Source organism: Postechiella marina (assembly GCF_039538365.1).
Lineage (GTDB): Bacteria > Bacteroidota > Bacteroidia > Flavobacteriales > Flavobacteriaceae > Postechiella > Postechiella marina.
In genome coordinates this window covers 24,484-38,825 of sequence record NZ_BAABCA010000004.1, presented here as the reverse complement: position 1 = coordinate 38,825, position 14,342 = coordinate 24,484, and the positions used below count along the sequence as shown (strand labels likewise).

Genomic DNA, 14,342 nt, shown 5'->3' with positions numbered 1-14,342 from the left:
AAGAATAAGTACACTTTTGTTAATTTTAATGGTGTCGTCTTGTACGTTTTTTAATAAAACAGAAGAACGTACTCCGGTGGCTAGAGTTAATGATACCTATTTGTATTTTGATGACATAGAGTCTTTAGTTGCCGACGGAGTTAGCAAAGAAGACAGTACATTGTTAGTGCAAAATTATATTAATAATTGGGCTACAGAGCAGTTACTTGTTAGTGGCGCAGTGCTTAATTTAAGTGAAGACGAGCAAGAAGCATTTAATAAATTGGTAAAGCAATATAAAAACGATTTATATACAAAGGCGTATATAGAAGCTTTGGTAAAAAAAAATATAGACACTGCAGTATCTGTAGCCGAGGCTAATGCCTATTACGACGTAAATAAAGAGGTTTTTAAGCTTAATGAAGAATTATTAAAGTTTAGATACATACATGTAGACGAGAACATGATAGATTTTGATGCTATAAAAACAAAGTTTAAACGTTTTAATGATGAGGATAAAAAAGAACTCGATTCTATATCTATACAGTTTAAATCGTATTCTTTAAACGATAGTATTTGGATAAAAGTTAAGCAAGTTGTTGATAAAATACCAAGTATTAATTCTGAAAATAAAAATGAACTGTTAAAAAAATCTAATTTTGTACAACTCAAAGATTCATTAGGAGTATATTTGATGCAAATTAACGATGTTTTGCTGCGTAACGATACAGCTCCTTTAGAGTATGTTAAATCTACAATAGACCAAATCGTTATAAATAAAAGGAAGTTAGAGCTAATTAGAGAATTAGAAAAGGATATTACAAAAGATGCGATTAAAAATAAACAATTTGAAATTTACAATTAATTTGAAGCAAGTATTTATTTTAGCAATATCATTATTAACTATTAATAGTGTTAAAGCTCAAGAAGTTATACAAGATGAGGTAAAAGAAGAGGCAGAGAAAAAAGCAGATTCTATAGATTTTACAGGAGCTAGAAAAGTAGATGGTGTTGCTGCTGTTGTTGGAGATTATATTGTTTTAGATTCTGATATCGATAAAGCATTTTTACAATTACAAGCTCAAGGTGTTAATACAAAAGATATAGAACGTTGCCAATTATTTGGTAAGTTGTTAGAAGATAAATTGTACGCACACCATGCCATACAAGATAGTATTCCTGTAGCAGATGCAGAAATTCGTCAAAGTGTAGATTATCAAATACAGCAGTTTTTACAACAAACTGGTGGCGATATGAAAAAACTTTTAGAATTCTATAAAAAAGAAGACGAGCAAAGTTTTAGAGACGAAATGTTCGAAATTAATAAAGGTAACATGTTAGCGCAAAGAATGCAAGCTAAAATTGTTGAAGAAGTTGAGGTTACTCCAGAAGAAGTTCGTGTGTTTTTTAATAAAATTCCAGAAAACGAGCGTCCTACATTTGGTACAGAATTAAAAGTAGCACAAATAGTTATAGAACCTAAAGTATCTCAAGAAGAGAAACAAAAAGTAATAGACCGTTTAAAGCAATTTAAAAAAGAAGTTGATAATGGAGCTAGCTTTAGATCTAAAGTTATATTATATGGTGAAGATCCAGGGTTAAAACAATCAGGTTACATTTATACTCTTAATAAAAAACAACCTAGAATGGTTAAAGAGTTTAGACAGGTTGCTTTCTCTTTACAAGAAGGTGAAGTGTCTGAGCCTTTTGAAACCGATTTTGGATTTCATATTATTCACCTTCAAAAAATAAGAGGACAAGAATACGATGTAAGTCACATTCTACTTAGAGCTAAAGTATCTACAGCAGCTGTTAGAGAAGCTCAAGAAAAATTAGAAAAAATTAGAAAACGTATTGTAGATGGCGAAATTAGTTTTGCTGATGCAGCAAGAGAAGCTAGTGACGAAAAAGAAACACGTAATGATGGAGGGCAACTTATAAATCCAGAAACTCAAGATTATAATTTTGAATTAACAAGGATGGATCCAGAATTATATGCTCAAATTCAAGATTTAAAAGATGGTGAAGTGAGTTTGGTTTTAGCAGATCAAGATAGAAATCAAAAGAGAAAATTTAAAATATTAACAGTTACAGATAGAATTGATGAGCATGAAGCAGATTATGCTCGCGATTTTTTAAAGATAAAAGAACAAGCTCTTAACGAGAAAAAAGTTATTGCTATAGAGAAATGGCAAAAAGAAAAAATTCTTGATACATATATTAAAGTTACTGGAGAATATAGAGACTGTGAGTTTGCTAGTAACTGGTTAAAAAAGTAAATCTATGTCAGACGTTGCTGCGGTAAAACAATTTGTAGAAAAATATAAAACATTAAAACTTGAAATTGCCAAAGTTATTATTGGGCAGGACCAAGTTGTAAACCAAATTCTAATATCCATTTTTTCTGGCGGGCATTCTTTACTTATAGGTGTGCCTGGTTTAGCAAAAACATTAATGGTAAACACCATTGCTCAAGCTTTAGGTTTAGATTTTAAACGTATACAATTTACCCCAGATTTAATGCCAAGCGATATTCTTGGTAGTGAAATTTTAGACGAAGACCGCCATTTCAAATTTATAAAAGGTCCTATTTTTGCTAACATTATTTTAGCAGACGAAATTAACAGAACACCACCAAAAACGCAAGCAGCTTTGTTAGAGGCCATGCAAGAGCGTTCTGTTACCGTGGCAGGACATAATTATAAATTAGATTTACCTTACTTTGTTTTAGCAACTCAAAACCCAATAGAGCAAGAAGGAACGTATCCGTTACCAGAAGCGCAATTAGATAGGTTTATGTTTGCAATAAATTTAGAGTATCCAACTTACCAAGAAGAAGTTCAGGTTGTAAAAGCAACTACTACAGATTCTAAATCAACCGTAAACGCATTGTTTTCGGCAAAAGAGATTGTTGATTTTCAACAATTAATAAGACGCATACCGGTAACAGATAATGTTATAGAGTATGCAGTTGCTATGGTTGGTAAAACAAGACCTCAAAGTCAATCGGCAGTAGAACTTGTTAAAAATTATTTAGATTGGGGAGCAGGACCTCGAGCGTCTCAAAATTTAATTTTGGCTGCTAAAACACATGCGGTTATTAAAGGTAAGTTTTCTCCAGATATAGAAGATGTACAAGCTGTTGCTATTGGCATTTTGCGTCATAGAATTATAAAAAACTACAAAGCAGAAGCCGAAGGTGTTTCAGAGGAAGACATTATTAAAAGTTTATTTTAATTTACTACAAACCAACGCTATTAGAGGGTAAATATATAGCCACTATTTTCTTAATACTTTGCTTAACATCCTTGATCTAAATAGAATCTTAGCATTAAAAATTTTATCTATTACATAAATCACGTTTTTTAATATGTGTAATTTTCGTGTATTTTGTTAAAAAAACAATAAAATAAGTATAATGCATTCTTGTTTGTTGCTAATTATGTAATTATAGGTCTGTTTTTTTGTTAAATACATAGTCATATTTATTATTAATGAAGCTATAATAAATTAATATAATTACTTATTGTATTAGGCGTTTTCTTTTTAAAACTTTGCTTTTATTTTTTTAAGTTTGTAGATACTTAAAAAACTAACTTTAATATAAATTATTTGGTTTAGAATCTTGTTATTCTTGCCATTTTAAAATTGTAAAAAATCCTTTTATGAACATTTATAACGATTACATGCAGGAGATAGAAGACCGTAAAGGTTTAGGTCTTCATCCAAAGCCTATTGATGGCGCAGATTTGTTAAGCGCAATCATTTCCCAAATTAAAGATTTAGATAACGCCCATAGAGAAGATTCTCTAAACTTTTTTATCTATAATGTTTTACCTGGAACCACAAGTGCTGCTGGTGTAAAAGCGAAGTTCTTAAAAGAAATTATTTTAGGAGAAGAAGTTGTTAAAGAAATTACGCCAGAATTTGCTTTAGAGCAATTATCACACATGAAAGGGGGACCTTCAGTTAAGGCTTTAATTGATTTAGTTCTAGATCAAAAAGATATAGAAATCTCTAAGAAAGCTGCCGAAGTTCTTAAAACACAAGTATTCTTATACGAAGCAGATACAGATCGTTTAGAAGAAGCTTTTAAAGCAGGAAATCCAATTGCAAAAGATATTATAGAAAGCTACGCAAAAGCAGAGTTTTTTACGAAGCTTCCAGAAATAGAAGAAGAAATAGAGGTCGTAACATATATTGCTGGCGTTGGAGATATTTCTACAGATTTATTATCTCCAGGTGGCGATGCGCACTCACGTTCAGATAGAGAATTACACGGTCAGTGTATTTTCGAGCATAACAAAGAGATGCAAAAAGAAGTATTAGCATTAAAAGAAGCGCATCCAGATAAGCGTGTTATGTTAATTGCAGAAAAAGGAACTATGGGAGTAGGGTCTTCTAGAATGTCTGGTGTAAATAACGTGGCATTATGGACAGGTATTTCTTCTAGCCCATATGTGCCATTTATTAATATTGCTCCGGTAATTGCAGGAACAAATGGTATTGCACCAATTTTTTTAACAACAGTAGGTGTAACAGGTGGTATTGGTTTAGATTTAAAAAACTGGGTAATCCAAAAAGATGCAGAAGGAAAAACTATTCGTGATGAAGATGGCGAGCCAGTATTAAAAGAAACTTATTCTGTAGCAACAGGAACAGTACTTACAATAAATACAAAAGAGAAAAAATTATATAACGGAGATAAAGAGTTAAAAGATATTTCTGCAGCATTTACACCACAAAAAATGGAGTTTATGAAAGCAGGAGGTTCTTACGCTGTTGTTTTTGGTAAAAAACTACAAACATTTGCCTGCAAAGTATTAGGTATCGATGTGGTGCCAGTTTACGCACCTTCAAAAGAAATTTCTATCGAAGGGCAAGGCTTAACTGCAGTTGAAAAAATATTCAATAAAAACGCAGTAGGAACTTCAGGAGCTACATTACACGCAGGATCTTACGTTCGTGCAGAAGTAAATATTGTAGGTTCTCAAGATACTACAGGTTTAATGACCTCTCAAGAATTAGAGATGATGGCAGCAACAGTTATCTCTCCAATTGTAGATGGTGCCTACCAATCAGGTTGTCATACCGCATCAGTTTGGGATGATAAATCTAAAGCAAACATACCAAGGTTAATGAGCTTCATGAACGATTTCGGATTAATTACCGGTCGTGATCCTAAAGGGAAATATTTTCCAATGACAGATGTTATTCATAAAGTACTTAATGATATTACTGTTGGTGATTGGGACATCATTATTGGTGGAGATTCGCACACACGTATGTCTAAGGGTGTTGCTTTTGGTGCAGATTCAGGAACAGTAGCCTTAGCATTAGCAACAGGAGAGGCTTCAATGCCAATTCCAGAATCAGTTAAAGTAACCTTTAAAGGACAAATGAAATCTTACATGGATTTCCGTGATGTTGTACATGCTACACAACAGCAAATGTTACAACAATTTGGTGGCGAAAACGTATTCCAAGGTCGTGTAATCGAGGTACATATCGGGACATTAACTTCAGATGAAGCCTTTACATTTACAGACTGGACAGCAGAAATGAAAGCGAAAGCTTCAATCTGTATTTCAGAAGACGATACTTTAATCGAATCTTTAGAAATCGCAAAAGGTCGTATCCAAATCATGATCGATAAGGGTATGGACAATGCAAAAGGTGTGCTTAAAGGTCTTGTTGATAAAGCAGAAACTAGAATTACAGAGCTTAAAACAGGTATCAAACCATCTTTAAGACCAGATGCAGACGCTAAATATTACGCAGAAGTTATTATTGATTTAGATGAAATCGCTGAACCAATGATTGCAGATCCAGATGTAAATAACGAAGACGTTTCTAAGCGTTACACACACGATAATATTCGTCCGTTATCTTACTATGGTGGTACCAAAAAAGTAGATTTAGGTTTCGTAGGGTCTTGTATGGTTCACAAAGGAGACATGAAAATATTAGCTCAAATGTTGAAAAACGTAGAAGCACAACACGGTAAGGTAGAATTTAAAGCGCCTCTAGTAGTTGCACCTCCAACGTACAACATTGTAGACGAGTTAAAAGAAGAAGGCGATTGGGAAGTATTACAAAAATACTCAGGGTTTGAATTTGACGATAGCGCACCAAAAGGATTGGCACGTACCAAGTACGAAAACATGCTATACCTAGAGCGTCCAGGGTGTAACCTATGTATGGGTAACCAAGAAAAGGCAGAACCAGGAGATACGGTTATGGCAACATCAACCCGTTTATTTCAAGGTCGTGTAGTAAAAGATGCAGGCGAGAAAAAAGGAGAGTCATTATTATCATCAACACCAGTCGTAGTATTATCTACTATTTTAGGAAGAACACCTACATTGGCAGAATACGAAGCAGCGGTCGATGGTATTGTCTTAACTAAGTTTAAGCCATCAACAAAGCAATTGGTTAGATAATCAATTATTACATAAATAATTCAAAATCCCGGGTCTTAGGCTCGGGATTTTTTTCTTGTGCCTAACTCGTTTCAGCATCTCTTTATTATGTTCTTGGGCGTTACCGCAAGGGGCGGGCTTTCCGTTGCAAGTCCTCGCTCTTCCTACGTCACAGGCTGTGGGCTATCCACTACAATCCCTAACGCAAAGGCTAACTTAATCTTCATGTTTACAATGTTTAGCGAAGTTTCTATCAAATAAAATTTTAAAGTTCTTATTTTTACTACCTATTTAAGATAAATTTAATGATGTTAAAAAAACAAATATATTATCTCATTATAGCAGCACTGGTTGCTTTAGCGTGTTCAGAAGAGCAAAGTGATACGTTTACCTCTATAGTTGATACAAGTGTTACAAGCGAAGACATTGCAGGAACATGGTTCGTTTATGCAGGCGAATACTTAGATAATTATGCGGTTACTTCTCCTAATTTTGTAGAGTGTGGCTTTGATTATATTGTTTTTTCTGATGATGGGAATTATAAAGAAGTATTATATAACAATTCAGATTGTGTTCCTGTTATTATCACTGGTAATTGGAACTTTAAAAATGGAATAATAAATATTTCTAGTACAAATGGAGAAAATGAAAGCTTTCCTGTTATTGAATATGACTCTTCTCAGTTAGTTGTTAATTTTAAATATGATTATAACAATGATGGAATACAAGAAGTTTCTAAAGCTTACTTAAGGCGATATAATCCGGTTTCTAATAACAATATTTCAAGTTCTTTTAAGCGAGATTTAAGTGAAAATACATTATTAAAGTTTAATTGGGAAGCTGCTACTAGTTTAGATGACTTTGTTAGTTACAAAATATACCGGTCAGAGAAAGGAACATGTAGTAAAGAAAATGCCATACTTATAACAGAAATTAGTGAGGTTGCTATAACATCTTTTATAGATTATAATCCGCCAGCAACCCAAGAGAATTTATGCTATTTTTTAAGAGTTTATTCTAATAATGGTTTGGTAGGCGAAAGTAGTTTGGTAAATGTAAACCCCAAAGAGTTAGTTATTGTGGCTAATATGAACCTTAACACGCCAACAGTAAATAAAGAAAACATTGAATTAGAATGGCAAATAGATGAGATACCTTACTTTTCACATTACGAAATAGTTTATGCTAATACAAACGGAACTAACTTACTATTTCATGAAGAAGCAAGTATTACTTCTATCTATAATATTGATAATAGTACTTATCTAAATGTAGATCCTCCGTATTTAGAAAACCCCTATTTTGCAGTTTATGTATATAATATCTTTGGAACTAGTAAAGTTACCAACTATCAACAAGTTAACTTTAGACGAAAGGATCTTATAGGCCCTATATATTTAAATCACATAGAGGTAGATAACGAGCAACCTATAGTTTATTTGCATGGAAGTAGTAAAATTCCAAATTGGGCTACTTACAATACAAATGCAGTTTTAGGAGTTAATTATAAATTAACTTCACTTGAAACCACCGAAAACGAGGTTTATGTAGCTGGAGAATTTCCGTTTAGAAAACCAATGGGGTTTCCAAACGGGCGAGAGTTGGTTGTAAATGGGCGAAATAATTTGCACTTTCTTAATCCAAATTCATTAAAGGAGAATTTCTCTTTTGAATCGTTCTATTTGGCAGAAACATTTAAATTATCAGGAATTGTTGATTTTGCTTATACAAATAATAACTTTTTCGTAGTTATTGATACAGATTCAATATTTGTTTTTCAGAGAAGTGAAGATAAATTAACACTTATTGATAAACAAACTCATTACGAAACCCACCACGGAGATAATTTTTATAGATTAATTACAGTAAATGATAATGAAATTATAGTGGGGCATAAATATGATAATGCAAGTATTGTATATAAAATTGATGATAATGGATTTTTGCAAAACAGAAGAGTGATTAACCTGTCTTTAAATTCCAGTTATATCGCTAAGTATAAAAATGATTCATTCTATAGTGATTCAAGTCATTCGCTCATAAATTATGGAGCTAGAACATTATATTCAACTTTAACATTTCAATCAGAAGTAGAAATGCCTGAAGATTTGTTTGCTTTAGGCTTGTCTAATAATGGATCATACATCTTCGCATCTACTATAGATCCAGATTGGTTTGGTAGTGATACAAAAACAGAATTTTTAAAACGAGAAATTATATTATTTGATACGCAAACAAGTCAAACCGAAACAATAAAAATAAAAGGCTATCCTATAAGAATTTTTGAAAACAAAGAAGGAACTGTCTATTCTATATCGATTCCAGAAAACCAAACAATTAATAATTTTGATGTTTTTATAGAGGAAGTAAACATGCCTTAGCTCTAATGTTTAATATATATTATTCTCTACTTTTTTCTTCTAAAGAAAATAAGTCGCATCAAGTTGTTTTAGCTTTTAAGCTATAATTATAGTGCTAAATTTCTGTAGAAAGCATACAAAAAGCTTGATAGTCGTTAAATAAATATTAAATCCAGAAAGGAAGTATGTGTACACTTTCAAAACCATGCTTTATTTTGTATCTTTAGGATAATAATAATTGAACAAAAAAAGAAATTATATGGCATTCGATATTGATATGATTAAAGAGGTTTACACCAAAATGGCAGAACGTGTAGATAAGGCACGCAGCATTGTAGGTAAACCATTAACACTCTCAGAAAAAATTCTATATTCTCACCTTTGGGATGGAACACCTTCAAAAGCATTCACCCGTGGAAAAGATTATGTAGATTTTGCTCCAGATCGTATAGCATGTCAAGATGCAACAGCGCAAATGGCCTTGTTGCAATTCATGCAAGCCGGAAAACCTAAAGTTGCAGTACCAACAACGGTACATTGCGATCATTTAATTCAAGCAAAAGAAGGTGCAGCAAAAGATTTAAAACACGCCAACAACGTAAGTAGCGAAGTTTTTAATTTTTTAGAGTCTGTATCAAATAAATATGGTATTGGTTTCTGGAAACCAGGAGCAGGTATTATCCATCAAGTTGTATTAGAAAATTATGCATTCCCTGGAGGGATGATGATTGGTACCGATTCGCACACCGTAAATGCTGGTGGATTAGGAATGGTAGCCATTGGAGTAGGAGGAGCCGATGCAGTAGATGTTATGGCAGGTATGGCTTGGGAACTTAAATTTCCAAAACTTATTGGTGTTAAATTAACAGGTAAATTATCAGGCTGGACAGCACCTAAAGATGTAATACTAAAAGTAGCCGAAATTCTTACAGTAAAAGGAGGGACTGGAGCTATTGTAGAATATTTTGGACCTGGAGCAACTTCTATGTCTTGTACAGGAAAAGGAACCATTTGTAATATGGGTGCCGAAATAGGCGCAACAACATCTACTTTTGGTTACGATGCCTCTATGGAGCGTTATTTACGTTCTACCGATAGAGCAGACGTTGCCGATGCTGCAAATACAGTAAAAGCACATTTAACTGCAGATGAAGAAGTGTATGCCAACCCAGAACAATATTTCGATCAGGTAATAGAAATTAATTTATCTGAATTAGGACCTTTATTAAACGGACCATTTACACCAGATTTATCAACAGAAGTTGGTAAAGCCATGACCGAAAAAGCAACAGCTAACGAGTGGCCTTTAAAAGTAGAATGGGGATTAATTGGTTCGTGTACAAACTCATCTTACGAAGATTTATCGCGTGCATCATCCATAGCACAACAAGCCTTAGATAAAGGATTAAAAATAAAAGCAGATTTAGGGATAAATCCAGGATCGGAGCAGGTACGTTACACAGCTGAACGTGATGGTATCTTGGGGATTTTCGAAAATCTTGATGCTAAAATATTTACAAATGCTTGCGGACCATGTATTGGACAATGGGCACGATATAGCGATCCTAAAAATGCACCCAAAAATAGTATTGTACACTCGTTTAACAGAAACTTTGCTAAGCGTGCCGATGGAAATCCAAACACACACGCCTTTGTTGCATCTCCAGAGTTAACCGCTGCTATAGCAGTTGCGGGACGTTTAGATTTTAACCCATTAACCGATAAGTTAATTAACGAAAACGGAGAAGAAGTAATGTTCGATGAGCCAACAGGATGGGAATTACCACCAAAAGGCTTCGAGGTAAAAGACAATGGGTATTTAGCTCCAGAAGCAGATGGTAGCCATGTGCAGGTTTCGGTTAAAGACGACTCAGAACGTTTGCAATTGCTAACACCATTTACACCTCTTGGAGGCAGTATAACAGGTGCAAAACTATTAATTAAAGCCTTTGGTAAATGTACCACCGATCATATCTCTATGGCAGGGCCTTGGTTACGTTTCCGTGGGCATCTAGATAACATTGCAAATAATACATTAATTGGAGCAGTAAATGCTTATAACCAGAAAACTAACTTTGTTAAAAATCAATTAACAGGCGATTATGGTGGTGTACCAGATGTACAACGCGAGTATAAAAAAGCAGGTATTAAAACTGTAGTTGTGGGCGATCATAATTATGGAGAAGGTTCTTCTAGAGAGCATGCTGCAATGCAACCACGTCATTTAGGAGTGGCAGCAGTTATTGTAAAATCGTTTGCGCGTATACACGAAACAAACCTTAAAAAACAAGGTATGTTAGGTTTAACGTTTGATAATGAAGCCGATTACGATTTAATTCAAGAAGATGATACTTTTAACTTTTTAGATTTAAACGAATTTGCTCCAGATAAACAGTTAACGCTTGAAGTGGTGCATACCGATGGATCTAAAGATACCATCAAATTAAATCACACATATAACGAAGCTCAAATTGCTTGGTATAACGAAGGTTCTGCACTTAATTTAATTAAAAAGCAAAACGCATAATCTATAAACAACCTACAGGGATTTATATCTTGTAGATGTATTTAGAAAATTTAAAAAGCCTGCTAGATTTATAATTTAGCAGGTTTTTTTATTTAATTTAGATTAAAAGCAAAGACCCGATAGGTCTTTAAAACAAAGTCATTCATACGAATGTATAAAACGCATTTTTTATTCTCCTGTAAGGTTTCCAAAACGGCGCAGCTCAAATAGGATAATTTTATAAAATCGAGATGTTATATTTAACTGGATTGCTGTAAACCTTTATTCTTTTCTTTTAAAATAGCCAATTGCTTTTCTAAAAAAGAAATAGCATGTTCGGTTTTATAACTTGCCCTAGATGCAAAGTCTTTTATATCTTCTTTTATTTTATCTTTTCCTGAATTAGCAGCTTTTGTTACATCGTCTTTTACTTCACTAAAATCTTCTGTAATTTGGTCTTTTATAATCTTGCCTTCTTTTTTTAGCTTATTTCGGGTTTCCTTACCTTTTTCTGGTGCTAACAAAACACCTATACCTGCACCAATTAATGCACCTAACAATAATGTTCCTTTATTAATAAACATGTTTTTTTCTTTTAATTAAACTTCTTTTATTAATTAGTTGCAAAACATGGCGTTTTGTTACAAAAGTGTTTAATCTTTGTTGATAATCGGAAAATTTAAACGGAATATTTTTTGTAAGCTTTTACTTGGTTTTTATTTGCGATATAGGCATGTTGGCTACTGTACTTTATTCTCTTTTTTTTTAGATACTCGTCTTGTTTAAAATTCAGAACCCGATAATGTTCTTTTGTTATTACAAGTCTAAATTCTTTGTCTTCAGATATTGGATTTGGGTATTGCAGATAACTTGTTACATCAAAACTTTTATCGTGGATATATGGAAATAAAACTGGTTATCGTCCGTTTTGTGTTACTGCTATCTCGTAAATATATTTAATTTTTCTTACATATTTTTATTAAAAGTATTATCTACTATTTAGGCTTTTAAGCGAATTTTTAGAGGCAGTATTTAGCGCTTAAAACATCAAAGTTGTACTTTTACAAAAACTTCAATACATGAATTCTAGAGCAAATCAACTAAAAGCATTCGATCGCTTATTAACCATTATGGATGAGTTACGCGCACAATGCCCGTGGGATAAAAAGCAAACTATGGAAACCTTACGCCATTTAACTATTGAGGAAACTTACGAGCTAGGAGATGCTATTTTAGATAACGATTTAGAAGAGGTTAAAAAAGAGTTGGGCGATGTGTTATTGCATATTGTGTTTTATTCTAAAATAGGAAGTGAAACCAACGATTTTGATATTGCTGATGTATGTAACGAAATTTGCGAAAAACTAATACATAGGCATCCGCATATTTATGGCGATGTAAAGGTTGAAAATGAAGAAGATGTAAAACGTAATTGGGAAAACTTAAAACTTAAAGAAGGTAAAAAGAGCGTTTTAGAAGGAGTGCCTAAAAGTTTACCCGCTTTGGTAAAAGCCAACAGAATTCAAGAAAAAGTAGCAGGTGTAGGTTTCGATTGGGAAAAACCAGAGCAAGTTTGGGAAAAAGTAGAGGAGGAACTTAGCGAATTTAAAGCAGAAGTAGCAGCCAAAAACATAGATAATATGGAAAGTGAATTTGGCGATGTTTTATTTTCTATGGTAAACTACGCTCGTTTTTTAGATATTAACCCAGAAAACGCTTTAGAGCGCACCAATAAAAAATTTACAAAGCGTTTTCTGTACCTCGAAGAAAAAGCTAAAAGCCTTAACAAATCTTTAAAAGACATGACTCTTGCAGAGATGGATGTGTTTTGGGAAGAGGCTAAACGATTATAAAATTAGCTATACTAAAATTTAAAATTGTTATCTTTTGGGTTTTAGCTGTTAAAACATGTTTTGTTATTAACTAATTTAAAGTGTTTTAAAAAAGGCTTTAATAAAAGTCCATGAAAACAAAGATTTCATAATTTTAAATTCTTCTAAAAGGGTCGATTTTTCATCTAGAAAACGAAACATCGTCTTTGCATTATTTTTATTATAAAATTGCTGAAATATCCATTCTCCTTTATCGTTTTCGTCTTGTAAAACCTTTAAGAATATTTTGTCGTAAAACTTATACCTTTTTTTAAATAATTTATAAGAAGGGATTTTGTTAGCCTTTATATTAGTAATAATTTGAGTAGCTTTATTTTCGGAGTGCTTAAAGGCATATCCTGTAGAGGGTTTTACCCAGCCACCAGCAGTGCCTATTTTTGTCATATTTGGTGTATTATAGGAATTAAAAGGGAAGGTTGTCATTGGTATTTTACCTTTTTCAGACTCTAAAATATCGTATGTTTCAATATTTAAATAGTTTTTAATATAAGTTGCAATATAGGTGTCGTAAACGTGCTCTTCTACTAGGTTTTTAGTAAAGTAGGTAAACTCTATAAGGGCTTTATTTTTAGCAAAAGGCAATACATACATAAAAGAAGTTTTGTTACCATCTTTTAAGCGATAATCCATCATTACTAAAGTATCAATATCAAAAACATTAGTATCTGTTTTTATAACAATGCCTTTAAAATGTTGCGTTATATTAATGCTATTATTATGGTTGTAAAAATCGAGAGGTAGTCTACTATCAAAAACGTGCTTGCAACTATAAGTTATGTTTGTTGTTGTTACTTTTACCACTTTACCTTCAGTTACAGAAGTAACTCGATCAATTATAAAGTGAAAATTTTTATGTTTGCCTAATTCTAATTTTGCATTAGTATAAAAATCTATGGAGCGAATAGAAAAATATTGATAAGGAGCTAACTGTAATGAAATTGCTTTTCTTGAGGTGTAAATCTTAGCATTGCTCCATGTTTTGTAGCTAATGTTATGCCATTTAGAATGCGAAGTGTCCCAAAAACTCCAAGTTTTATCGTTGCTGTTTTTGGTGCTAGGATCGATAAGGGCAATGGTTTTATTTTTAAAATACTCGTCCGAGGCCATTTTTAAAGCCAGTTGTAAACCAGCTAAACCATTTCCTATAATAATATAATCGAAATGGGGAAATTTCGTCATATAC

The 14,342-nt window shown here is 32.9% G+C and carries 9 protein-coding genes; 7 read left to right on the top strand and 2 right to left on the bottom strand.

Features of this window, described 5'->3' with window-relative positions:
• The first annotated feature begins 28 nt into the window (after positions 1 to 28).
• The 6 genes from ABD715_RS09430 to ABD715_RS09405 all read left to right on the top strand — a co-directional run bounded on the left by ABD715_RS09430 (position 29) and on the right by ABD715_RS09405 (position 11,288).
• Positions 29 to 844 (top strand): peptidyl-prolyl cis-trans isomerase, encoded by an 816-nt coding sequence (locus ABD715_RS09430; protein WP_344788423.1) that lies wholly within the window; start codon positions 29 to 31, stop codon positions 842 to 844.
• Positions 807 to 2,258 carry a peptidylprolyl isomerase gene (locus ABD715_RS09425; RefSeq protein ID WP_344787941.1) on the top strand — a complete coding sequence of 484 codons (1,452 nt, stop codon included), beginning with the start codon at positions 807 to 809 and terminating at the stop codon, positions 2,256 to 2,258. The genes ABD715_RS09430 and ABD715_RS09425 overlap by 38 nt, the downstream gene beginning before the upstream one ends.
• Positions 2,259 to 2,262: 4 nt before the next feature.
• Complete coding sequence (locus ABD715_RS09420; protein WP_344787940.1) at positions 2,263 to 3,216, top strand: AAA family ATPase; 954 nt, start codon at positions 2,263 to 2,265, stop codon at positions 3,214 to 3,216.
• Positions 3,217 to 3,644: 428 nt separating this feature from the next.
• The gene (locus tag ABD715_RS09415; RefSeq protein WP_344787938.1) at positions 3,645 to 6,422 is read left to right on the top strand and encodes a bifunctional aconitate hydratase 2/2-methylisocitrate dehydratase; all 2,778 of its coding nucleotides are present in this window, start codon (positions 3,645 to 3,647) and stop codon (positions 6,420 to 6,422) included.
• A 284-nt stretch (positions 6,423 to 6,706) separates the two neighbouring features.
• The gene (locus tag ABD715_RS09410; RefSeq protein ID WP_344787937.1) at positions 6,707 to 8,782 is read left to right on the top strand and encodes a lipocalin-like domain-containing protein; all 2,076 of its coding nucleotides are present in this window, start codon (positions 6,707 to 6,709) and stop codon (positions 8,780 to 8,782) included.
• Positions 8,783 to 9,020: 238 nt separating this feature from the next.
• On the top strand, positions 9,021 to 11,288 hold the full coding sequence (locus ABD715_RS09405; RefSeq protein WP_344787936.1) for an aconitate hydratase: 2,268 nt from the start codon (positions 9,021 to 9,023) through the stop codon (positions 11,286 to 11,288).
• A 239-nt stretch (positions 11,289 to 11,527) separates the two neighbouring features.
• Here ABD715_RS09405 and ABD715_RS09400 read toward each other — a convergent pair whose 3' ends face one another.
• A complete protein-coding gene (locus ABD715_RS09400; protein WP_344787935.1) occupies positions 11,528 to 11,851 on the bottom strand; it encodes a YtxH domain-containing protein in 324 nt (107 codons plus the stop codon).
• 495 nt (positions 11,852 to 12,346) lie between these two features.
• Between ABD715_RS09400 and mazG the strand changes: the two genes are divergently transcribed.
• Positions 12,347 to 13,120 (top strand): nucleoside triphosphate pyrophosphohydrolase, encoded by a 774-nt coding sequence (gene mazG, locus ABD715_RS09395; RefSeq protein ID WP_344787934.1) that lies wholly within the window; start codon positions 12,347 to 12,349, stop codon positions 13,118 to 13,120.
• Between the two features lie 75 nt (positions 13,121 to 13,195).
• Here mazG and ABD715_RS09390 read toward each other — a convergent pair whose 3' ends face one another.
• On the bottom strand, positions 13,196 to 14,338 hold the full coding sequence (locus tag ABD715_RS09390) for a lycopene cyclase family protein (protein WP_344787932.1): 1,143 nt from the start codon (positions 14,336 to 14,338) through the stop codon (positions 13,196 to 13,198).
• Positions 14,339 to 14,342 lie beyond the last annotated feature (4 nt).

Excerpts from the sequence above, each read along its gene's own strand:
- ABD715_RS09425 (WP_344787941.1), top strand. The coding sequence starts at position 807 with ATGCGATTAAAAATAAACAATTTGAAATTTACAATTAATTTGAAGCAA.
- ABD715_RS09420 (WP_344787940.1), top strand. The coding sequence starts at position 2,263 with ATGTCAGACGTTGCTGCGGTAAAACAATTTGTAGAAAAATATAAAACA.
- ABD715_RS09400 (WP_344787935.1), bottom strand. The coding sequence starts at position 11,851 with ATGTTTATTAATAAAGGAACATTATTGTTAGGTGCATTAATTGGTGCA.
- ABD715_RS09410 (WP_344787937.1), top strand. The coding sequence starts at position 6,707 with ATGATGTTAAAAAAACAAATATATTATCTCATTATAGCAGCACTGGTT.
- ABD715_RS09405 (WP_344787936.1), top strand. The coding sequence starts at position 9,021 with ATGGCATTCGATATTGATATGATTAAAGAGGTTTACACCAAAATGGCA.
- ABD715_RS09390 (WP_344787932.1), bottom strand. The coding sequence starts at position 14,338 with ATGACGAAATTTCCCCATTTCGATTATATTATTATAGGAAATGGTTTA.
- ABD715_RS09415 (WP_344787938.1), top strand. The coding sequence starts at position 3,645 with ATGAACATTTATAACGATTACATGCAGGAGATAGAAGACCGTAAAGGT.
- ABD715_RS09430 (WP_344788423.1), top strand. The coding sequence starts at position 29 with ATGGTGTCGTCTTGTACGTTTTTTAATAAAACAGAAGAACGTACTCCG.
- mazG (WP_344787934.1), top strand. The coding sequence starts at position 12,347 with ATGAATTCTAGAGCAAATCAACTAAAAGCATTCGATCGCTTATTAACC.